The organism is Microbulbifer mixtoriginis (SeqCode) (assembly GCF_052466765.1).
Genome location: NZ_CP174289.1, coordinates 1,845,870 through 1,866,987, shown reverse-complemented (window position 1 = coordinate 1,866,987; position 21,118 = coordinate 1,845,870). Strand labels below are relative to the sequence as shown.

The following is a 21,118-nucleotide window of genomic DNA, read 5'->3' as shown; positions in this document are numbered from 1 at the left end:
TGGGAATCCGCTATACTGTGCGGCTCGATTTTATGAGGATGGGAAGATCGTTTTGGCCCAGGAACGCGAACTAATTCGCGGGTTGCACAACCTGCGCCCCCGCCACCGTGGATGCGTGGCGACGATCGGCTCGTTCGACGGCGTACATCTTGGTCATCAGGCGATCATTGCCCAGTTGCAACAGCGTGCGCTTGAGCAGGGCCTTCCTTCGGTAGCCATTATATTTGAACCCCAGCCTCACGAGTTCTTCTCTGGCGAGCAGGCTCCCGCGAGGCTGATGCGTTTTAAGGAAAAAGTGCTGGCGCTGTTCGATGTGGGCGTGGAGCGAGTCTTGTGCCTGCAGTTTAACGATACCTTGCGCGGCCTCAGTGCTGAGGCATTTATCCAGCGGATACTGCTTGATGGCCTGGGCATTCGCCATCTGGTGGTGGGCGATGATTTTCGTTTTGGCTGCGACCGCAGCGGAGACTATAGCCTCCTGCAAACGATGGGCGCCCAGCATGGCTTTACCGTGGAAGATACCGCGACTATGGAAATACGTGGCTCCAGGGTGAGCAGTACCCGTATTCGCGAAGCCCTGCAGAATGGTGATTTTGAGCTGGCTGAAACCCTCTTGGGGCGGCCCTACAAGATTACCGGCAGGGTGGCGCCAGGGCGTTCACTCGGTCGTCAGCTGGGTGCGCCCACGGCCAATGTGCGCCTGCAGCGTTACCGCTCCCCGCTAGTTGGCGTTTATACGGTGCGCACCACTGCCACAGATGGTTCTGAGCTTGCTACGGGGCGCCAAGACATAGATGGCGTGGCCAATGTGGGATTTCGCCCCACTGTAGAGGGCGAGGGCGCGCGCCCCCTGCTGGAGGTGAACCTGTTTGATTTCAATGGCAATCTCTATGGGCGAGAGCTCGCCGTGGAGTTCTGCCACAAGTTGCGCAACGAGGAGAAGTTTGCCTCGTTGGATATTCTCAAGGCTCGTATCGCCGAGGATATTGAAAATGCCCGGCAGTGGTTTAAACAAAATCCTAGACCGCACCAATAAACTGAGACGACCTAATTTATTTTTCTACTAGAGCTGAAGTAGACACCCAATGACTGATTATAAAGCGACCCTGAATCTGCCTGAGACCGATTTTCCCATGCGCGGCAATTTGCCGCAGCGTGAGCCGGCAATTCTGAAAAAATGGCAGGACAACAAGCTCTACGAAAAAATTCGCGAGGCGCGTGCCGGGCGCGAGCAATTTATCCTGCACGACGGCCCTCCCTATGCGAATGGCGATATTCATATTGGTCACTCAGTTAACAAGATTCTCAAAGACATCATTATCAAGTCGAAAACCCTGAGTGGTTTCGATGCTCCCTACGTACCTGGCTGGGACTGCCACGGCCTGCCGATTGAGCACCGCGTAGAGAAGAAAATTGGCAAAGCTGGCAGCAAGGTGGACCATAAGACTTTCCGTCAGAAGTGCCGTGAATATGCCGCCAAGCAGGTGGATGGGCAGAAGAAAGATTTTGTACGCCTGGGAGTGTTTGGCGAATGGGACAACCCCTACCGCACTATGGATTTCCAGTTTGAGGGCGATATTATTCGCGCCCTCGGCCGTGTGGTGAAAAATGGCCATCTTGCACGCGGTTTCAAACCGGTTTACTGGAGTGTGGTGGGTGGTTCCGCGTTGGCGGAAGCGGAAGTGGAGTATCAAGATAAAGTTTCCTATTCCATTGACGTTTGCTACCCGGTGAGTGAAGAGGCGGATCTGGCCATAGCCGATGCCTCTGGTGGCCACGCTGGAGAAGGCCCACTGTCGGTGGTGATCTGGACTACAACACCCTGGACCTTACCTTCGAGCCAGGCGGTCTCCGTAAACGGTGAACTGGAATATGTGGTGGTGCAGGCAGGCAAGCGCCGCCTGTTGATCGCAGAAGCCTTAAAGGATGCGGTACTGGCCCGCGCAGGCTTCGAAGGGGAAGTTGTGGGTCGCATTCGCGGCGCGTCCCTGGAGCACTTGAAAGTGCATCACCCCTTCTACGACAAGTTGCTGCCCATTGTCCTGGGCGATCATGTCACTACCGATGCTGGAACCGGCTGTGTACATACAGCCCCAGACCACGGTCCGGACGATTTCCAGGTAGGCAAACGTTACGGTATCGAGACCCTCAATTACATTGATAATAATGGTGTTTATCGCGACAGCGTGCCGCTATTTGCTGGCGAGCATGTCTACAAAGTGGATGACAAGATTGTTGCATTACTTGAGGAGCGCGGTGTGCTGCTGCATAAGGGCAAGCTGGAGCACAGCTACCCGCATTGCTGGCGAACAAAGACACCGCTGATATACCGTGCGACTCCTCAGTGGTTTATCAGCATGCGCCAAAATGACCTGCTGGATCAGGCGCAAAAAGCCGCCGATGACGTATTGTGGATCCCCGGCTGGGGTAAGGCACGAATCGACTCCATGCTCAATGGCAGCCCGGACTGGTGTATTTCCCGCCAGCGCACCTGGGGGGTGCCTATCGCTTTGTTCGTGAACAAAGAGACCCACGAGCTGCATCCGGAATCTCCTGCGTTGATGGATAAAGTGGCGGCCCTGGTTGACGAAAAGGGTATGGATGTCTGGTTTGATCTGGATGCTCGGGATCTTCTGGGTGATGAGGCGGAACATTACGAGAAAGTTACCGACACCCTCGATGTCTGGTTCGACTCAGGTGTGACCCATTACGCGGTGTTGGAGCGCCGCGAAGGGCTGCGCTTCCCCGCCGATCTATATCTGGAAGGGTCCGACCAGCATCGCGGCTGGTTCCAATCTTCCCTGAAGACTTCTATCGCCATTAATGGTTGCGCGCCTTATAGACAGGTACTAACCCACGGCTTCACCGTGGATGCGCAGGGGCGCAAAATGTCGAAGTCTATCGGCAATACCGTTGCTCCCCTGGATGTAATTAATAAGTTGGGTGCAGATGTACTGCGCCTGTGGGTATCGGCCACCGACTTCAGTGGTGAAATGGCCGTTTCCGACGAAATCCTTAAACGCACCGCCGATTCTTATCGCCGCCTGCGCAATACCGCCCGTTTCTTCCTATCTAACCTAGCCGGTTTCGATCCGCAAAAAGACCTGTTGCCGGAGGAAGAGTTGCTGGCACTAGATCGCTGGGCGCTGGATAAAGCTGCACACCTGCAGGACGAGATCCTGGCAGCCTACGATAATTATCAGTTCCACCAGATTTACCAGAAGCTGCATAACTTCTGCGTGGTTGAAATGGGTGGTTTCTACCTGGATATCATCAAGGACCGCCAGTACACCACCAAGGAAGATAGTGTCGCGCGTCGCTCTGCACAGAGCGCGCTCTACCATATTGTGCAGGCATTTGTGCGCTGGATTGCCCCAATCCTCAGCTTCACTGCGGAAGAGTTGTGGCAGTTTATTCCTGGTAATAATGCCGATAGCGTGTTTATCGAAGAGTGGTATCCGCTGCCCAAACTGTCAGCCGAAGCTGATAAGGGTGCGGCCTATTGGGCTGTAATGGCCGAAGTGAAAACGGCGGTAAACAAGGTATTGGAGGAGCAGCGCGCTGCTGGAGCAATTGGTGGGTCTCTGCAGGCGGCAGTTACTCTGTATGCCAATGATGATCTGCGCGAGAAATTGCTCGAGTTGGAGAATGAATTGCGTTTTGTATTGATTTGCTCTTCCACTTCAGTGCAGCCTCTCAGTGATGCGGCGGGTGCTGAAAGCACCGAGCTTGAGGGCCTTAAAATTGGTGTGAGCAAAGTGGATCACCCCAAATGTGAGCGTTGCTGGCACTACCGTGCAGATGTGGGTGAAAACAGTGATTACCCGGATATTTGCGGTCGCTGTGTAGAGAATGTGGCTGGTGAAGGCGAGGTAAGGCACTATGCCTAAGACTAATCTGCTATTCGGCCACCCCTGGCGCTGGTATTGGCTGGCACTGGCTGTGGTGGTTCTGGATGTTGCTACCAAAGTCTGGGCTGTGGGCGAATTTATGTACGGCCCAGCGGTGCAAATTATTCCGGGCTTTCTGCAGTTCACCTATGCGGAAAACTACGGTGCAGCTTTCAGCTTCCTGTCTGATGCGGGTGGTTGGCAGCGCTGGTTTTTTGGTGTGATCGCAATGGTGTTTAGCATTGTTGTGATTATCTGGTTGTGGCGTTTGCCTGCGCTAAAGCGCTGGGAACCCTGTGCCCTGGCCCTGATTTTGGGCGGTGCTCTCGGTAATCTGTGGGATCGCATTCTGTTGGGATATGTGCGGGACTTTATTTCCGTGTACTACGGCAGCTGGCATTTCCCAGTGTTTAATGTGGCGGATATGGGTATCAGTATCGGCGCGGCCATGCTGGTTATAGAGTTGCTTTTCTTTGCAGAAAAAGACGGCGACAAGACGAAAAATAACGCGGAAGTTTAACGAACCATGAGTAATAGCGTTATCGGCGAGCACAGCCGCGTAACTCTGCATTTCAGCCTTAAGCTGGATGACGGTACCGAAGTGGACTCCACTTTCAAAGGCGATCCCGCTTCTTTTAGTGTGGGGGATGGCAGCCTGCTGCCAGGCTTTGAAAAAGCCCTTTTCGGTCTCAAAGCTGGCGATGAGGCGGAAATCGAAATCCCCCCTGAGCTGGGCTTCGGTCAGCGTAATCCGGCCAATATGCAAAAGGTGCGCCGCGACAGCTTCGCTCCGGATATTGAGCTGGAGCCTGGCTTGGTAGTTTCCTTTGATAATGGAAGTGGTGAATTACCCGGTGTAGTTCGCGAGATTGAGGAAGATGAAGTAACCGTTGACTTCAACCACCCTCTGGCAGGGCAGACACTGAGCTTCCACGTAAAAATTATCGCAGTGGATTCGATTCAATAAGGGCAATTTTTCACCCGTTGAATAGATTATCGAAAGAGTGCTGAAGTAAAAATGCAAATCCGACTGGCTAATCCCCGTGGCTTCTGTGCCGGCGTCGACCGCGCGATTGATATTGTTAACCGTGCCTTAGATGTCTTTGGTGCGCCCATCTATGTACGTCACGAGGTGGTACATAACAAATTTGTGGTGGAAAGCCTGCGCGAGCGCGGTGCCGTGTTTGTGGACGAGCTGTCGGAAGTGCCCGATGATGTTATCGTTATTTTCAGTGCCCACGGTGTATCCAAAGCTGTGCAAAGGGAAGCAGAAGATCGCAGCCTGCGTGTATTCGATGCCACCTGCCCACTGGTTACCAAGGTGCATATCGAAGTCAGCAAATTCAGCAGTGATGGCGCCGAGTGCATACTAATCGGCCACGCCGGACATCCGGAAGTAGAGGGCACTATGGGTCAGTATGATGGCACTGCCGGTGGTGCTATCTACTTGGTCGAAGACGAGGAGGATGTGGCAAAGCTAAAGGTGAATGACGAGAATAATCTCGCATATGTTACCCAGACCACCTTATCCATGGACGATACTGCCCGGGTAATCGATGCCTTGCGACAGCGCTTTCCCAACATCCGCGGTCCGCGCAAGGATGATATCTGCTACGCCACCCAAAACCGCCAGGATGCTGTCCGCCAACTTTCTCTGGAGAGTGATCTGGTGTTGGTTGTGGGCAGCCCCAATAGCTCCAACTCCAACCGCCTGCGCGAACTGGCTGAGCGCTGTGGTGCCGATGCCAAGTTAATCGACGGCGCTGTTGATATTGATGCTGATTGGCTCACAGGCAAAAATTCCATTGGCATCACCGCCGGGGCCTCGGCTCCAGAGGTGTTGGTGCAAGAGGTGATTGGCAAATTGCAACAGCTTGGTGCCACCGTGCCAGAAGAGATGGATGGGCGTGAGGAAAATATTCGCTTTTCTTTGCCCAAGGAGCTGCGCTAGCGCCTTTCTAAATGTTAATAATTGCAACTTCCTTACTAGGGGCAGTTGCCGATATCCGCCTTTTCAATCCGCATTCGCCCACTTCTAGATAGGATTAGAGCCTGTGCGGCCTGAACTTCCTGAGCGCAGACATGTAGTGTTCCAGCCTGGAATGCCCCCATTGGCGAGCCTGTTTTCCGGCTTTCACCTGAGCTTATAAAAGAAATATAGTCCTTTACTGGCGAGTTAGGTGTTATTTGCACTTCCTTCAGGGCTTCTCTTTTGAGAATTAAGTGTTCATCGTTACTGCGTAAACCGTCATTATCAGGATCCAGAAAAATCTCCCAGCCTAACTCCCAACTTCCGAGGTTTCTCATGGTTACTCTTTGATTGTGGGTAATAGCATTTGTACGAGTCAATTGAACAGCATTAAACAGCTCTTCGGTTACTGCTTTTAGGCGAATCTCTTGAATCATTGGAATAAAGCTTGGTGTTGCGATTATCACTAGTACCGCCAATACAGTGAGTACTATCAGTAATTCAAGCAATGTGAACCCTTGTTTATTCTTCATACATATCTCTACTCTTTGAAGTAGTTCTCCTTATGAAGACCATTAAACCCTCAGAAAAAGCCGCTTGTCGGTCGCTAATAGAGATAAGAAAGTGAGAATGCTAAATTGTTAACTATACCGTTGGGTGACTTTTAACTGCTAGATGTTTGGCGGATGAGTGAACGTAAGTTATGAGTAAATTGAGGAAATAATGCATCGCAAGCGATTTATAAGTACTCATGGGAAAAAGCGGACTCAAAGCGGCTTTACTTTAATTGAGTTGTTGGTAGCTATGACAGTATTCGCGATTGTAGTTTCGGTCGCTATCCCAAGCTTTACAGATATGATTAATAATTACAGGTCATTTGCATTAGCCGATGATTTTATTAATGCGCTTCATTATTCTCGTAGTGAGGCGGTAAAGCGCGGTACTAATGTATCAATTTGTGCAAGTAGTAATGGCTCTAGTTGTGCAGGAGAAAATAAATGGTCTGATGGTTGGATAGTTTTTGTTGATGGAGCCTTGACAGAAAAGGCTATTGACCCTGTTGTTGATAGTGTTTTACGCAGTTGGGATTTTAAGGGTGAGGAAGCTGTTATTGGTGTTACGCAAAATGCGGCAACAAAGTTTGTGCGGTTTACGGGTATGGGTACACTAGGTCGGTTTGTCCAGACGAATATCAGTGTAAAAACATCTGGCTGTACAGGAGATAGCGCAAATAATATTGTGCTCGCTAGCTCCGGTGTTATTTCAATATCTAAAACAAGCTGTGAATAATATGAAAAAATTTAATGCACAGTATGGTGTTGGTTTAATTGAAGTGATGGTAACCGTATTGATCTTATCAACATCTTTACTTGGTTTGGCCGCACTACAGAGCAGGGCACTTCAGTACAATCATAGTGCCTACATGCGATCTCAAGCAAATATCCTTGCTTACGATTTATTAGATCGAATGAGAGCGAGCCGTGGCAGATTAGCTGATTATAATTTAGGTATTAATGATGCTCCTCCGATGGCAAGTGGTAATCAGGCACAATCTGACCTGATCGAGTGGCGACAAGCTCTTAATGAGCTATTACCAGAGGGCTCTGGTGGTATTTCATGTGATACAAATAATGTTTGTACTGTGGTCATCCAATGGGCTGAACATGATGCCACTGGATCAGATGGTAATGCGGATAAAAGTAACTTCCAGTATATGACGAGAATTTAGAGGGATGTATATGCGTGAACAATCGGGGATCTCCCTGGTGGAACTTATGGTATCAATTACCGTAGGTCTAGTGCTTCTAGCTGGTGTCACCCAACTATTTTTATCGAGTAACCTAACTTTTAGTACGCAAAATGCAATGTCGCGAGTTCAGGAAACTGGGCGTTTGGCGATAGAGTTTTTGAGTGAAGATATTCGAATGGCTGGCTATGTTGGATGTGCAAACCCTTCGCGTCATTCAGGTAGCGGAGATATGAAAAATTTCCTTAATGACAGCGACTTGATTAGTTATCGATATGATGTTGCTGTAGAAGGTGAGGATTCTTCCAAGGATGTCGCAGGGTTTCCAAATGGCGCACTGGCAGGCACTGATGCGATTTTAATTCGTAGTGCCTTTGGTAGTGGCGTTGGAGTAGCGGATATGAGTAATCCGACCCAGATATTTGTAGAGAATACTGGGGTGGAAAGTGGAGAGTGTGATGAAGGTAAAGATAAATATAGTGGATTTTGTGAAGGTGATATCGTTGTAGTATCAAGTTGTAGCTATGTGAGAGTTTTTCAGGCAACCGGTTTTGTTGGTGCCAGCTCCAGTGAAACTATTGGAATACAACATTCGGATATTGCCTCTTTTGAACCAGGTAACAAAGTAGCAGTTTGGGGCGCTGAGACTACTGACGGACATAATTCTTTTGGAAAAGATGCTCAAGTAATTAATTTGGAATCAACTTTTTACTATATTGCCAATGGAACTTCCGGGCGCCCTAGCTTATTTAGGGAAGTAAATGGAGAGCAACAAGAGTTGCTCGAAGGTGTTGAAGATATGCAGATTACTTATGGTTTGGATATCAATGATGATGATGTTATTGATGCCTATCAAACGGCAGAAAAAATCGGTTCTATTCTTGATTGGAAGAAAGTTTCAACTGTTCGCTTAGATTTACTAGTGGCTAGTATTGAAGACAGTGTTTTACAAGAAGCCCAGCCATACACTTTTGACGGTAAAGTTATAAATAACCCAGGGGATCGTCGTCTTCGGCAGGTGTTTACCAGTGTTGTAACAATAAGAAGCCGTGTGCCCTAATTATAATAAGGTCTCCTATGTATAAAGAAATCAGTACTTTCAAGCAGGAGCGAGGAGCCACTTTGTTAGTTGGCTTGGTCATGTTGTTGCTAATGACATTTATTGGCCTTGCGGCTATCCGTGGGAGTGGTATGCAGGAACTTATGGCAGGCAATATGCGGGATCGTCAATTGGCGTTTCAGGCCGCAGAGTCTGCTCTTCGAGTTGCTGAAGAAAATATAATAACCGAGCTTAATAAACCTATTAGTACAATTTTTGATGGCGATACTGTTGGATATGGTGATGAGTTAGATGGTTCGAAAAATAGTGGATTCTGGCTGGATTTTAGCTGGTCTGGTGTGTCGGTAAAGGCTGATCTTGATCTAGAGAGTATAGCCAGCCAGCCAATTTATATTGTGGAGAAGGTGACGACTGAAGCAAGTAATACAGGTGAAACTGGAGGTGCTATTGATCTTGAGTCTGTGGATAAAGGTGTCCCTCCCAATTATTACCGAATAACCAGTAGAGGTGTCGGCGGTACTGAAAATACGGTTGTGATTTTGCAATCTACTATGAAAGATTGAGTAGTGATGAGAAAAATAGCTATGTCATTTATATCTAGAAAAATTAAAAGTTTCTCTGCTGTAATTGCCGCATCACTAACGCTTGGAATTGCCCATAGTGCTGCGTCCCTAACGCTATCTCAACAGCCTTTATTTTTAAAGCAGGGTACTGATCCGAATATTATGTTTGTTCTTGATGACTCAGGTTCAATGCAGTTCGAGGTTACTCCTTCTGAAGTGGCTAATTACTTTAATAAGCTGGATCGGGTCGTCTATGTTTTTCCAAATACGGAAACAAATAGTTCCTCTGTAAAATTTGTACCCTGTCCATATGCAGATGGGAATACATCAAGTTGTGATTACTGGGCTAATGGTGATCAGGCGATTCCTAGATTTGAAGCTGATAATAAGTGGGCGGCTTATTTCCGCTCCGCTTATAATAATAAGACTTATTATAATCCAGAAATTCGTTACGAACCGTGGTCGAAAGAGGATGGATCTCTTTGGCCGGCGGCAAATCCGGAGGCGGCTTACCATAACCCTGCAAATACTTCAAAAGGTTGGAGAAATCTAACGGTTGATAATTATCAGCGTGCAAAGTGCTGGCTATGGGATTCTGCGAATAAGAACTCCCATAAAAGTGATGCTTGTGGTAATGGCTATTTGTATTTTTATCCGGCTACTTACTTCCAATATAGCGGTAATGGTAGTCTTTTTGATTCGTCAAACTATACCCGCAAAGAGATTCGATCCGGCCTAACTTTCCCTCGTAGCGAAGATCGAACGGATTGTAAACTATCGACTACTTCTTGTAGTTATGAGGAGGAGATCCAGAATTTTGCTAATTGGTATTCATATTACCGTTCCCGGGTATTACTTTCCCGTGCTGGAATTGGCAAAGCATTTTCTTCTCAAACAGAAGGTCTCAGAGTGGGTTTTGGAACCCTAAATAAAGGAACCAGCAAGGTAGATCAGGTTAGTACGGGTACCATTATTAGTGGTGTACGCGCTTTTTCTGGAGATGATCGTGAAGATTTTTTTGAAAATCTTTACGGTGTAGATATTCCTCAGGCAGGTACTCCACTCTTAAGTGCCTTAAAGCGAGTTGGTGACTATTACAGTCGAACGGATAGGAATGGTCCTTGGGCAGGGGAACCTGGAACTAATGACTCCAGTGCTCAAGTTGCGTGTAGGGCGAGCTATACCATTTTGATGACAGATGGTTATGGTAATGATTACAGCAGTATATCTAGCTTTGGTAATGTAGATGGTAATGATGGAAATCCATTTCAGGATTCTCGTTCGAATACTCTTGCAGATATAGCCAGGTACTACTGGGAAAATGATTTACATGGCAGTCTCGATAATAAAGTCGATAGTGGGGAAGCTGATCCGGCAGACTGGCAACATATGGTAACCTTTGGTGTAGGTTTAGGAGTTACAGGTAGTGTTGACTCTGATAACGCTTTTAATGCTATTGAATCTGGTGCGGCAATTTCCTGGCCAAACCCTAATAATAGTGATGCGGCGAAGCTAGATGATTTACTCCACGCTGGGGTTAACAGTAGGGGTGGGTTTTATAATGCGGCAAATGCGACTGTATTTGCATCTCAGCTTTCCGATCTACTTACCAGAATAAATGAGAGAGAGGCTTCCTCTTCATCTGTTGCAGCCAATTCAACGAGGTTGAGCACAGACAGTGCAATCTTTCAGGCTATTTTCAACTCGGGTGATTGGAGTGGCGAAATAAAATCTATTAGGCTGGAGAGTGATGGAACACTTTCTGATACGACTCTTTGGAGTACCTCAACAGCGGGAAAAATTCCAACGAATAATCGAGATATCATAACTTTTGATGGTTCTGATACAGTTAATTTTTCTTGGTCAAATTTAACCAGTAGTCAGAAGGCTGCCTTAATTGGTACTGACGATGAAGATTTGGCAAAGCAAAGATTGAATTGGGTGCGTGGTGAAGACGTCGATGGTCTACGTGACAGGGCTGTTTTACTAGGGGATGTTGTAAATGCAAGCCCTGTATTGGCGAGTAATAAAGATCAAAAATTTAAAACACTTCCAGACAATCTTGGGGGGAATAGCTATCAGGACTACCTTGAAGGTCGAAAAAATAACCGCAGTGAAATTCTCTATGTAAGTTCGAATGATGGCATGCTGCATGCCTTTGACTCGTCTGATGGATCAGAAAAGTTTGCATATATCCCCAGTGCTATATATTCAAAATTAAAGAATGTTGCAGCGCTGGATTATGGTACTGAGGATAACCCGCATCAATATCTTGTTGATGGTCCTTTGTTTGTCAGTGATGCCTACTTTGCCAAGAATAAAAGTGGTAGCCCAAAGTGGATGAATGTTCTCGTTGGAACTTATGGCGCAGGGGCTAAAGGATTATTTGCCTTAGATATTACTGATCCTGAGAATCCTGACATACTATTTGAGATTGATGGTTCTAATCCTGATATTGGCAATATTCTTGGGCGACCAATAATTGCCCCTACAGAGGATGGTTGGAAAGTTATATTTGGTAATGGTTATAATTCAGCCAATGATAAAGCTAAGTTGCTAGTGATTGATTTAGCTGACCCAGCTGATATCCAGGTAATTGCCACAAATACTAATACGGATAATGGATTGGCCGGTCCCTCATTACTGATTGACTCAAATAGAGTGGTGCATGCTGCTTATGCTGGGGACTTGATGGGTAATATGTGGAAGTTCGACATTTCCGGCAGCAAATGGCAGTTAGCTTTTTCAGGTAATGCTCCCTTATTTACTGCCAGGGACCCAAATGGAAAGGTTCAACCAATAACTTCTACCCCGGTACTTGGTTCTAATGCGGAAGTAGACGGGGCGATTATGGTTTACTTTGGTACAGGGAAATATGTAAGCCAAACAGATCAAACCGCTGGCAGCATTATTCATAGTTTTTATGGAATAGTGGATAAAGGGGTGGTTTTGTCAGGCACCGACCGTTCTGATTTGATGCAAAAAAGCATAGTTGAAACTGGTAATTCTAGGAGCGTTACCAACGATGGGGACACTAGTTGGTGGCCGACAAAAAGTGGATGGTATTTGGATTTTAATTCTACTGGTTCTTCAATAAGCGGAGAGAGAGTAATTAGTAAACCCCTGCTGATTAATGACCGCTTGATTTTCCCAACTTTGATCCCTTCGGATGATCCTTGTGTTGCCGGTGCCTCAGGCTGGATTATGGAATTAGTAGCATTGGGTGATCCTAGATTTGCTGGAGAGTCGATCATTGGTGGATCTAAAAAAGTTGACGAGGCTATTATCGGTTTTTCCGATGTAATTATTGCGGGAAGAAAAATTATTGCTCCATACATAGATGTTGGTGGAAATGCTGGAACTACTGGCGGTTTTCGGATTGGGGGTATTGAAAGGATCTCTTGGAGACGGATACGTTAGGTGAAAGTAGCATATGAAAATGAATGTTAAAAAACTAAATTCAGGTTTTACTCTAGTGGAATTGATGGTTGTTGTTCTGATTATTGGGGTCATCAGTGCTGTAGCCATCCCCTCGTATATGGAAATGATAAGAGAGGGAAATCGAACTGATGCGCAAACCGTATTAAATGACGTTGCACATAGGTTACAGCGCTGCTTTACAACTTATAGCACTTACAATAATGATAATTGTGCCGTCGCAGCATCAATCACAGAGGGAAACAGTATTGAATCTGAAAAAGGTTACTACACAGTCACAGGTATTTTAGCGGCAGCAACTTTTGATCTTACTGCGCAACCTGTTGCAGGAAAGAGCCAAAGTAAAGACAGTGAATGCACTGCGCTAAAGTTGGATGAAGCAGGGGCTAGGACGGCAACTGGATCAAATACTTCAGAGTGCTGGTGAGACTCTTCTTTTTTACTCTTTACTTTGTTAATGGCTCAAAAGAGTGTCTAAGGGATATCACACGGATCAGTGTGATATCCCTTGACCACCTTAAGTCTCCAGCCCCAATTTCTTCAACCGGTAACGCAGTGAGCGAAAACTGATACCAAGTTTCTGAGCTGCAGCGGTACGGTTCCAGCGAGTCTTGGTGAGTGCGCTCTCAATTGCTTCTTTTTCAATATTCTGCAGAAATTCATCTAGGGAGTTGTACTGGCTGGGATCAAAGCGATTGTTTTCTTCCGATTGGTTTCTATTTAAGGCTTCACCTTTAGTGCTAGTAGAGGAAGCCTCTCGATCTTGCGATTGCTCATCCTTCTCCAGTAGCAGGTCATCAAGGCAAATTTCCTGATGATCGCATAGGGTAAAGGCGCGTTCGAGGATATTTTCGAGTTGGCGAACATTACCGGGAAAGGGGAAAGCCTGTAGGGCTTGCATGGCATCGGTAGATATGCCAGGGGGTATTGTCCCTGAATTTTGGGCAATACGCTGCATAATGGCATCGACCAATAAAGGTATATCTTCACTGCGCTCGCGTAGAGGGGGTGTGGATATTTCGATTACATTGATGCGGTAATAGAGGTCGTTGCGAAAGCGACCTTCGGTGACCTCTTTGGCTAGGTCCTTGTGAGTAGCGCTGAGGATACGTACATCGATAGGAGTTTCCTGACTTGCGCCTATAGCCCGAATGCGTTTTTCCTGTATTGTACGCAAAAGCTTGACCTGCATATCCAGGGGTAGGTCGGCAACTTCGTCGAGAAATAGAGTACCGCCCTGAGCACTCTGTAGTAGGCCCGCTTTGTCTTTATGTGCGCCGGTAAAACTGCCTTTTTTATGCCCAAAAAACTCGCTCTCCATAAGGTCAGTGGGAATGGCTCCACAGTTAATGGGTACGAAAGGTTTGTCGGCACGGGCTCCCTGGGAATGAATGGACCGGGCAGCCAGTTCTTTACCTGAGCCCGATTCGCCACTGATATAAACCGGGGCATCACTGCGCGCAACTTTGGCTATCTGTTCGCGCAGCTTGCGCATATTTGGGGCTTCCCCTAAGAGCAGCTGCTTCGCGCTCTTGCTCTGTTGTGGATCTCGCTCCCTATTCACGCGTAGGGCCAGCTGAGCGAGGTTGCGAAGCCGTTCTAAATCGACCGGTTTACTGACAAAGTCAAATGCGCCGAGCTTTAGCGCCTTAATGGCAGTATCCATATTGCCGTGCGCGGTAATCACTGCGATGGGCAAGTCTCGAAGAACACCACTCTGGATATGCTCGACTAGTTGTAGACCATCGCCATCTGGCAGACGCAGGTCGGTCAGGCAAAAATCATAGTGGTTCTCTTTAAGCAGGCGTGTTGCCTCCGCTAAGCTGGCGGCGGTGTGACAGTTCACATCCATGCGCTGCAGAGTGAGTGTGATTAGTTTGCAGATATCCGATTCGTCATCGACAACCAGGGCCAGAGGTAGCATCAATTCTCTGTCTTTTCTTGTTTTGTGGAGATTGTGGGCAAAGGTGCCGATTCTGATTATGTCAGAAATTCTTTACGAATATTCTCATACATTTTGGGAAATATTCCTGAGCAGAATCAAGTCACATTCTTTTAGTGAGCAAATTCAACTCTAAAGCAACTCATATCATCCTTGCTACGGCAGTGGTAGAGATTGGCCTGATTGGTTTCACAGAGTTCTCGGGCAATATAAAGACCCAGACCACTGCCGCGGCTGCCGGTGGTGAAAAAGGGCTCAAAAATCTTGTCTTGGTGTGCCTGTGGAACCCCTGGCCCTTGGTCTTTCACATCCAATTGAGTACAACCGCGCTCAGAATTGTAGTACACACTAATTGAGGCATGTCTCTTGCCGGAGGCTACTTGAGAGTGGTGCAGGGCATTGTCGGTTAAATTGGTGACCACCTGGGCCATTTGTGCCGAGTCAAACCTGGCTTTGAGGGGGTTCTCAGGTAAGTCGAGCTCAACTTGACCTGCCCCAATGGATCCGGCGTTATAGTCTTGGATCAACTGTTGTAGCCAACTACTGATGTCATGTTCCTGCGGATCGCCAGCTTGGCGCCGCGAGAGTTGCATAACATTTTCGACGATCTGATTAACCCGCTGGCTCTGCCTACAGATGATTTCGGTGAGATAGTGATCTTCCTCAGCCAATTGGGAGGACTCAGACAACAGTTGGGCAGCATGGCTGATAGCCGAGAGAGGGTTGCGAATCTCATGAGCGATGGAGGCGGTGAGATGTCCGAGAGAGGCAAGTTTCAATTTCTGTGCAGCTACGGCTAGCTTGCGATTATCTTCTACGAATACCAGTGTACTGTTGCCGCTTTCATGCTCGAGCTTCGCGAAGTTTAGGTGCAGTTCTCTACCATTGTCCCCTTGTAACAGTGAAGTATCGGGTCCTTTAGTATCGCGCCACTGGCGAATCGACTGGAGTAGTGAGCTCCCTGCGAGGCTCTCAGCGTGTAACTGTTCTCCCAAGAGCCTCCGGGCTGCCTGATTAATCAGCTCGGGCTGGCCAGTAGGGCCCATTACCAGTACTCCGGTACCCATACGCTCAATAATCTGTTGTGCCAGCCGCTGAAGGTGTGCAGCTTGGCGGCTTTGCTGGTCGGCGCGAATATTGGCGCTACGAATACGTACAGACAAATACTGTAATGCGCTTACCGTGGCGAATAGCAACAGGCCTAGGCTTCCAGCGGCGACAATATCCTGACTAGTGCCTTTACCTGAGATCAAATTGTACAACTCTAGGCCGATGACCCCGAGACTTGCCAGCGCCGCGAAGAAGGCACTCATTCGGCGGTCTAAAAGAATAGATCCGATTGAACAATTGATTAGCAATAGATAGCCGAGACCGGAGTTCAAGCCACCACTGGATTCAATTAAAAGAAGGAAAACCAGAATATCGCAGGCCAGAATGATACCAATTTGCCCTGTGCCTACTTGATAGGCCTGCTGGCGTAAAAAAATTAACCAGCCAAAGTTAAGTAGGGAATACACCACGCTTGTATACAAGAAAAGTAGCGGTGCAGTATCTCCAAGGGCGCCGGCTCCTATATCCGAATAGAAAATTCCAAGTAACACTAGGGCGATAGATAGCCGATAAATTGCGCAAATTCGCAATAGCTCATGGTGTTGAAAAGAGGGGGTTGTACTGGTGTCGTTGGCACTACTCAAGGTGGTTTCCCGGTATGTTGTTATGGTGACCGCTGCCGTTAGAGCCCACAGGGGTTACAATGGCGGCCTGTCTTGTCCGAGGTTTAACCATGTCTACTTTGCAGCTAGTGCTGGCACAAATCAATTCTCTCGTAGGAGATATCCCAGGTAACACCGCTCGAGTGATTGAGGTGGCTAACAGGGCCCACCGTGAATTGGGTGCCGATCTGGTCCTTTTTCCCGAGTTGACTTTGTGTGGCTATTCTCCAGAGGATTTACTGCTGCGTCCCAGTATGCAAACTCGCGTTGAGGCTGCACTGGAAGCATTGAAAGCTGTTCAACTGCCCTGTGCAATTCTGATCGGCTATCCCCGTCATCTAAACGGCAAGCTGTTTAATATGGCGGGCCTGATTGCCAACGGAGAGTTGGTGGCGGAGTATGCCAAGCAAAAATTGCCAAACTATCAAGTATTCGATGAGAAACGTTATTTCACCAAAGGTGATCAACCTTGTGTCGTGGATATCAAGGGTATTTCGGTAGGCTTTAGCATTTGCGAGGATATCTGGCATCGGGAACCCATACAGCAGACCGTAGAGGCAGGGGCCAAATTGATTCTGAATATCAATGCCTCTCCCTTTCATCGCGGTAAATCTCTTCAGCGACAGGAGTTGATATCCACTCAGGCACGTGTAGCGGAAACACCAATTGTGTACGTGAATTGGTGTGGTGGTCAGGATGAGCTGGTCTTCGATGGGGGTTCAATGGTTGTGGATGCCGATGGACAGATCTGCGCCAGGGCAGAAGAATTTGCCGAGCAGTTACTGCCCGTATCGGTTTCCCAGCAGAGTGGAAGAGTAACCCTATTACCCGGTGAGGTGGCGCCTCTTATGGGGGATCTGGCATCGGTTTATCAGGCGCTGGTACTGGGAGTACGCGATTATGTTAATAAAAATGGTTTTAACGGTGTGGTACTGGGACTCTCAGGTGGCATTGACTCGGCTTTGACCCTGGCGATTGCCGTGGATGCACTGGGCAAAGATCGGGTGGAAGCAGTGATGATGCCTTTCCATTACACTTCAGATCTGAGTAAGACCGATGCCGCCGATCAGGCACAGCGCCTTGGCGTCGATTACCGGGAAATTGGAATCGAGCCCGTTTTCGATGCCTTCATGGGGGCATTGGCGGAAGAATTTGCTGGTAGTGCGAGAGATACCACCGAGGAAAATCTGCAGGCGCGAACTCGCGGAGTATTGCTGATGGCGATCTCCAATAAGAAGGGGGCCATGGTACTGACCACCGGTAATAAGAGTGAAATGGCAGTCGGTTATGCGACTCTTTACGGAGATATGGTTGGGGGCTTCAACGCGCTAAAAGATGTGCCCAAGGTACTGGTGTTTGAATTGGCGCGCTATCGAAATACGGTCTCGGAAGTCATTCCTGAAACTGTTATCACACGACCGCCAAGTGCTGAGTTGGCCCCAGATCAGGCGGATACCGACAGTCTGCCTCCCTACGAAGTGTTGGATGAGATTCTGAATCTCTACGTCGACAGAGACTTCAGTGCCGAGCAAATTGTTAAGCAGGGATTTGAGCGCAGCATTGTTGAGCGTGTGGTGCGCCTGGTATCACGCAATGAGTACAAGCGTCGCCAGGCTGCCGTGGGTGTGCGGATTTCAGAGCGGGGTTTTGGCCGAGATCGGCGCTACCCGATAACCAATGGTTGGAAGGCTGGCGAGTAAGCTGGACTAGAACATAAAACGGCGCCGAAAGGCGCCGTTTTATGTTCAGCAAGGGGTGTTACATCAGCTCCGGAGGGAGAGGGGCTTCATTGCGGTTGTACTCGGGGTTATACAGCTCGCGGCTATCGAAACCTTCGGGATCAGACTTTTCAAACAACCCGAGGGTAACACGGTGTACCAGGCTGCGGCCGCTGGCGCCTTTGAAGAAGTCATAGTTGAAGGTGCCATCTTCATTGAACGCTGGATGCTTGGGATAGTTGTTGCGCAGCACGCTCAGGGCGTTGGCTTCCAGCTCCGGCATCTCCATCATGTGGTAGCCCTGTACCATCACTGCGAGTGCATCGGGTACGGCCGGAGTCTGCTGGAAGTTTTCCACAACATAGCGGCCACGGTTGGCGGCGGCGAGGTAGGCGCCGCGCTTGAAGTAGTAGTTGGCCACATGGATCTCATAGCGAGCCAGCAGGTTACGCAGGTGAATCATGCGTTTCTGCGCATCTGCAGCGTAGCGGCTTTCCGGATAGCGGGCCATCAACTGAGAGAAGTAGGCGAAGGATTCGCGAGCAGCGCCTGGATCTCGGTTGGTGAGGTCGGTAGGCATAAAGCGCTCAAACAGGCCGGCGCCCTCGGTGAAGGAGGATAGTCCCTTCATGTAGTAGGCGTAATCGACGTTGCGGTGTTGCGGATGCAACCGGATAAAACGGTCCGCTGCGGCGATGGCGGCATCGTTTTCATAGTTGCGGTAATAGGCGTAGATCAGCTCCAGCTGGGCCTGTTCTGCATAGTTGCCGAAGGGGAAGTTGTCTTCCAGGGCGCGCAGGTTCTTGATCGCCAGATCCCACTGGCTAGTGCGAAGTTGCCGCTGGGCAGCCTCGTAGAAGGCTTGTTCAGTGCGGTTGCCAGTGGGCAGGCCCTCTTCTGAGTCATCGGTGTTGGCACAGGCAACCAATAATACCGACACCAAGGCCAGCGACAGCATTTTCCAGGCTTGCATAGCCCCTCGCTCTATCATTCTCACACTCTACCTTATTAAACTATCCGCCAAGATTAATCTGGCGCTCCAGACATTTAAACACAGTCCCGGAGCTGCCCAAAGTATTTGCAATTGTTTGATGAATGACCACCTAAAACTCGATATTGAAGTTCCGGCCAGTATGGCTGGTCGAAGATTAGACCAGGCAGCAGCCGAATTAATTCCCGATTACTCCCGCGCTCGCCTGCAATCCTGGATCAAAGGCGGCCAGCTCACCTTGAATGGTGCTGTTGCCAAGCCTAAGGATAAGCTATTTGGCGGTGAGCAGCTCAGTCTACGCGCGGAATTGGAGGCTCAGGGAAGCTGGAGCGCCCAGGCCCTGGACCTGACTATTGTCTATGAAGACGATAGTCTCATTGTGATCAATAAGCCTGCAGGCTTAGTGGTTCACCCGGCTGCGGGTAATCCTGATGGCACTTTGCTAAACGGCTTGCTGCACCACTGCCCAAATCAGGAGATGATTCCCCGTGCTGGCATTGTGCACCGCTTGGACAAAGACACCAGTGGCCTGATGGTTGTCGCCAAGACTTTACCGGCACAGGTACACCTTGTAGACCAATTGAAGCAGCGGACGGTCAGTCGGCAATATGACGCTTTGGTACAAGGCTATATCACCGGCCCCGGTCGCGTCGACGCGCCTATCGGTCGCCATCGCCAGAATCGACTGAAAATGGCGGTACTCGATTTTGGTGGTAAAGAAGCCATCACGCATTATCAAGTGCAGCAGCGTTTCCGTGCCCACACCCTGTTGCGCTGCAAGCTGGAAACCGGGCGTACCCACCAGATTCGAGTACATATGGCCCATATTCGTCATGCATTGGTCGGCGACCCGCTTTATGGTGGTAGGCCTAAATTGCCCGCCGAGGCTAACAGGGAGCTGGTTGAGGCACTGCAGGGGTTTTCCCGTCAGGCCCTACACGCTGCAGAGTTGGCCCTGGTTCACCCGCGCACCGGGGAAAATATGCACTGGTGTGCTCCTATGCCAACGGATATGCTTCAGTTGCTCGAGCTCCTCAATAGGGATCGGAGTGAGTGAAATCTGTGACTATATCTTCACTTGAGGTGGAGTGTGCAGTCACGGCCCGCTCCGCAACATCGATATAAAGCAGAAAAATTATGTCCCTCGATCATTACCTGACTCCCTCTTGGCCGGCGCCAGCCAGGGTGCGTGCCGTCACTACCTTGCGCAATGGCGGTGTTAGCACCGGAGCTTTTAGCAGCTTCAATCTCGGCGCCCATGTGGGGGATGAGGAGCCTGCAGTAATGGCCAATCGGCAGCAGTTGTCGGAGGAGTTGAAGCTGCCGGCGGTGCCTCAGTGGTTGGAGCAGATTCATAGTGACAAGGTCATTGAGGCACAGAGCGATGGGCTTGTGCGTACCGCTGATGCCAGCTTTAACCTTGGCGGTGGCGCTGCTTGCGCGGTTCTCACAGCCGACTGTCTGCCGGTGCTTATCTGCGATAAGACGGGCACCAGGGTAGCTGCAGCACATGGGGGGTGGCGCGGTTTGGCCGAGGGCATTTTGCGTAACACGGTTACTGCGCTTGATTGCGACCCAAAAGAATTACTAGTCTGGCTGGGGCCTGCGATTGGCCCCGAAGCTTTTGAAACGGGCGTCGATGTTTTAGAAGCCTTTTTCGAGCATGCGCAAAGTGGCACGCATACCGAGGCGATTGCTCAGTGTTTCCGTCCCCACAGTAAGAAACCCTTGCACTTTCTTGCTGATATCTATGCTCTGGCGCGAGCTGAATTGGCTGAACTTGGCATAGAAAATATTTATGGGGGAGAATATTGTACAGTGAATGAAGCCGAACGTTTTTTTTCTTACCGCAGGGAAAGAACTACCGGACGAATGGCTTCATTAATCTGGTTGGCGGATGATGAAAGCTGAGAACACTGTAAAGAAAGGCGAGTGATTTTTGCTGTGCTTTCTATGTCTTACGTCGCTTTCGCTTCCTTTGCCTGAGTTGAGGTAAGGCTATGGCAGAGTGAACCACTTTTTCCTTTGACTTCTATTGGGATCTTAAGCGCAAAAATCAAGCTTCAGGTGTGGATTTAAAACTAGATT

18 protein-coding genes are annotated in these 21,118 nt (G+C 48.9%); 14 read left to right on the top strand and 4 right to left on the bottom strand.

What is annotated here, in order from left to right; all coding sequences use genetic code 11:
- The first annotated feature begins 52 nt into the window (after positions 1-52).
- Genes ribF through ispH form a run of 5 tightly spaced genes read left to right on the top strand, consistent with a single transcriptional unit; the run spans position 53 to position 5,841 of the window.
- Positions 53-1,036, top strand: a complete 984-nt coding sequence (gene ribF / locus ACJJIV_RS08220) for a bifunctional riboflavin kinase/FAD synthetase (protein ID WP_444891402.1) — start codon at positions 53-55, stop codon at positions 1,034-1,036.
- A gap of 49 nt (positions 1,037-1,085) precedes the next feature.
- A complete protein-coding gene (gene ileS / locus ACJJIV_RS08215; RefSeq protein ID WP_444891401.1) occupies positions 1,086-3,890 on the top strand; it encodes an isoleucine--tRNA ligase in 2,805 nt (934 codons plus the stop codon).
- The gene (gene lspA, locus ACJJIV_RS08210) at positions 3,883-4,410 is read left to right on the top strand and encodes a signal peptidase II (RefSeq protein WP_444891400.1); all 528 of its coding nucleotides are present in this window, start codon (positions 3,883-3,885) and stop codon (positions 4,408-4,410) included. The genes ileS and lspA overlap by 8 nt, the downstream gene beginning before the upstream one ends.
- A 6-nt stretch (positions 4,411-4,416) precedes the next feature.
- Entirely contained in the window at positions 4,417-4,857 is a 441-nt protein-coding gene (locus tag ACJJIV_RS08205; protein WP_252084449.1) for an FKBP-type peptidyl-prolyl cis-trans isomerase, read from the top strand.
- A 51-nt stretch (positions 4,858-4,908) separates the two neighbouring features.
- A complete protein-coding gene (ispH, locus tag ACJJIV_RS08200) occupies positions 4,909-5,841 on the top strand; it encodes a 4-hydroxy-3-methylbut-2-enyl diphosphate reductase (protein WP_444891399.1) in 933 nt (310 codons plus the stop codon).
- Between the two features lie 35 nt (positions 5,842-5,876).
- Here the strand turns inward: ispH and ACJJIV_RS08195 are convergent, their stop codons facing one another.
- Positions 5,877-6,392, bottom strand: a complete 516-nt coding sequence (locus ACJJIV_RS08195; RefSeq protein WP_444891398.1) for a GspH/FimT family pseudopilin — start codon at positions 6,390-6,392, stop codon at positions 5,877-5,879.
- 190 nt (positions 6,393-6,582) lie between these two features.
- Between ACJJIV_RS08195 and ACJJIV_RS08190 the strand changes: the two genes are divergently transcribed.
- The 6 genes from ACJJIV_RS08190 to ACJJIV_RS08165 are packed head-to-tail and all read left to right on the top strand — an operon-like array spanning position 6,583 to position 13,094.
- Entirely contained in the window at positions 6,583-7,149 is a 567-nt protein-coding gene (locus tag ACJJIV_RS08190; RefSeq protein WP_444891397.1) for a GspH/FimT family pseudopilin, read from the top strand.
- Between the two features lies 1 nt (position 7,150).
- Positions 7,151-7,588 (top strand): type IV pilus modification protein PilV, encoded by a 438-nt coding sequence (pilV, locus tag ACJJIV_RS08185; RefSeq protein ID WP_252084453.1) that lies wholly within the window; start codon positions 7,151-7,153, stop codon positions 7,586-7,588.
- A 10-nt stretch (positions 7,589-7,598) separates the two neighbouring features.
- Positions 7,599-8,666, top strand: a complete 1,068-nt coding sequence (locus tag ACJJIV_RS08180) for a PilW family protein (protein WP_444891396.1) — start codon at positions 7,599-7,601, stop codon at positions 8,664-8,666.
- A 17-nt stretch (positions 8,667-8,683) separates the two neighbouring features.
- Positions 8,684-9,229 (top strand): pilus assembly PilX family protein, encoded by a 546-nt coding sequence (locus ACJJIV_RS08175; protein ID WP_252084455.1) that lies wholly within the window; start codon positions 8,684-8,686, stop codon positions 9,227-9,229.
- Positions 9,230-9,235: 6 nt separating this feature from the next.
- Positions 9,236-12,649, top strand: coding sequence for a pilus assembly protein (locus tag ACJJIV_RS08170; RefSeq protein ID WP_444891707.1), 3,414 nt, complete (start codon positions 9,236-9,238; stop codon positions 12,647-12,649).
- 13 nt (positions 12,650-12,662) lie between these two features.
- Positions 12,663-13,094, top strand: coding sequence for a type IV pilin protein (locus tag ACJJIV_RS08165; RefSeq protein WP_252084456.1), 432 nt, complete (start codon positions 12,663-12,665; stop codon positions 13,092-13,094).
- A 90-nt stretch (positions 13,095-13,184) separates the two neighbouring features.
- Here the strand turns inward: ACJJIV_RS08165 and ACJJIV_RS08160 are convergent, their stop codons facing one another.
- Both ACJJIV_RS08160 and ACJJIV_RS08155 read right to left on the bottom strand, forming a co-directional pair.
- Positions 13,185-14,591 (bottom strand): sigma-54-dependent transcriptional regulator, encoded by a 1,407-nt coding sequence (locus ACJJIV_RS08160; protein ID WP_444891395.1) that lies wholly within the window; start codon positions 14,589-14,591, stop codon positions 13,185-13,187.
- A gap of 131 nt (positions 14,592-14,722) precedes the next feature.
- A complete protein-coding gene (locus tag ACJJIV_RS08155) occupies positions 14,723-16,303 on the bottom strand; it encodes a sensor histidine kinase (RefSeq protein WP_444891394.1) in 1,581 nt (526 codons plus the stop codon).
- An 89-nt stretch (positions 16,304-16,392) separates the two neighbouring features.
- Between ACJJIV_RS08155 and ACJJIV_RS08150 the strand changes: the two genes are divergently transcribed.
- Positions 16,393-18,021, top strand: a complete 1,629-nt coding sequence (locus ACJJIV_RS08150; RefSeq protein WP_252084459.1) for an NAD+ synthase — start codon at positions 16,393-16,395, stop codon at positions 18,019-18,021.
- A gap of 58 nt (positions 18,022-18,079) precedes the next feature.
- Here ACJJIV_RS08150 and ACJJIV_RS08145 read toward each other — a convergent pair whose 3' ends face one another.
- Complete coding sequence (locus tag ACJJIV_RS08145; RefSeq protein WP_252084460.1) at positions 18,080-19,012, bottom strand: outer membrane protein assembly factor BamD; 933 nt, start codon at positions 19,010-19,012, stop codon at positions 18,080-18,082.
- 118 nt (positions 19,013-19,130) lie between these two features.
- Between ACJJIV_RS08145 and rluD the strand changes: the two genes are divergently transcribed.
- Together rluD and pgeF are read left to right on the top strand one after the other, a co-directional pair.
- A complete protein-coding gene (rluD, locus tag ACJJIV_RS08140) occupies positions 19,131-20,087 on the top strand; it encodes a 23S rRNA pseudouridine(1911/1915/1917) synthase RluD (RefSeq protein ID WP_444891393.1) in 957 nt (318 codons plus the stop codon).
- Between the two features lie 80 nt (positions 20,088-20,167).
- Positions 20,168-20,941 carry a peptidoglycan editing factor PgeF gene (gene pgeF, locus ACJJIV_RS08135; protein ID WP_444891392.1) on the top strand — a complete coding sequence of 258 codons (774 nt, stop codon included), beginning with the start codon at positions 20,168-20,170 and terminating at the stop codon, positions 20,939-20,941.
- Positions 20,942-21,118: the final 177 nt, after the last annotated feature.

Excerpts from the sequence above, each read along its gene's own strand:
- ileS (WP_444891401.1), top strand. The coding sequence starts at position 1,086 with ATGACTGATTATAAAGCGACCCTGAATCTGCCTGAGACCGATTTTCCC.
- lspA (WP_444891400.1), top strand. The coding sequence starts at position 3,883 with ATGCCTAAGACTAATCTGCTATTCGGCCACCCCTGGCGCTGGTATTGG.
- ACJJIV_RS08205 (WP_252084449.1), top strand. The coding sequence starts at position 4,417 with ATGAGTAATAGCGTTATCGGCGAGCACAGCCGCGTAACTCTGCATTTC.
- ispH (WP_444891399.1), top strand. The coding sequence starts at position 4,909 with ATGCAAATCCGACTGGCTAATCCCCGTGGCTTCTGTGCCGGCGTCGAC.
- ACJJIV_RS08195 (WP_444891398.1), bottom strand. The coding sequence starts at position 6,392 with ATGAAGAATAAACAAGGGTTCACATTGCTTGAATTACTGATAGTACTC.
- ACJJIV_RS08190 (WP_444891397.1), top strand. The coding sequence starts at position 6,583 with ATGCATCGCAAGCGATTTATAAGTACTCATGGGAAAAAGCGGACTCAA.
- pilV (WP_252084453.1), top strand. The coding sequence starts at position 7,151 with ATGAAAAAATTTAATGCACAGTATGGTGTTGGTTTAATTGAAGTGATG.
- ACJJIV_RS08180 (WP_444891396.1), top strand. The coding sequence starts at position 7,599 with ATGCGTGAACAATCGGGGATCTCCCTGGTGGAACTTATGGTATCAATT.
- ACJJIV_RS08175 (WP_252084455.1), top strand. The coding sequence starts at position 8,684 with ATGTATAAAGAAATCAGTACTTTCAAGCAGGAGCGAGGAGCCACTTTG.
- ACJJIV_RS08170 (WP_444891707.1), top strand. The coding sequence starts at position 9,236 with ATGAGAAAAATAGCTATGTCATTTATATCTAGAAAAATTAAAAGTTTC.
- ACJJIV_RS08165 (WP_252084456.1), top strand. The coding sequence starts at position 12,663 with ATGAAAATGAATGTTAAAAAACTAAATTCAGGTTTTACTCTAGTGGAA.
- ACJJIV_RS08160 (WP_444891395.1), bottom strand. The coding sequence starts at position 14,591 with ATGCTACCTCTGGCCCTGGTTGTCGATGACGAATCGGATATCTGCAAA.
- ACJJIV_RS08150 (WP_252084459.1), top strand. The coding sequence starts at position 16,393 with ATGTCTACTTTGCAGCTAGTGCTGGCACAAATCAATTCTCTCGTAGGA.
- ACJJIV_RS08145 (WP_252084460.1), bottom strand. The coding sequence starts at position 19,012 with ATGCAAGCCTGGAAAATGCTGTCGCTGGCCTTGGTGTCGGTATTATTG.
- rluD (WP_444891393.1), top strand. The coding sequence starts at position 19,131 with ATGAATGACCACCTAAAACTCGATATTGAAGTTCCGGCCAGTATGGCT.
- pgeF (WP_444891392.1), top strand. The coding sequence starts at position 20,168 with ATGTCCCTCGATCATTACCTGACTCCCTCTTGGCCGGCGCCAGCCAGG.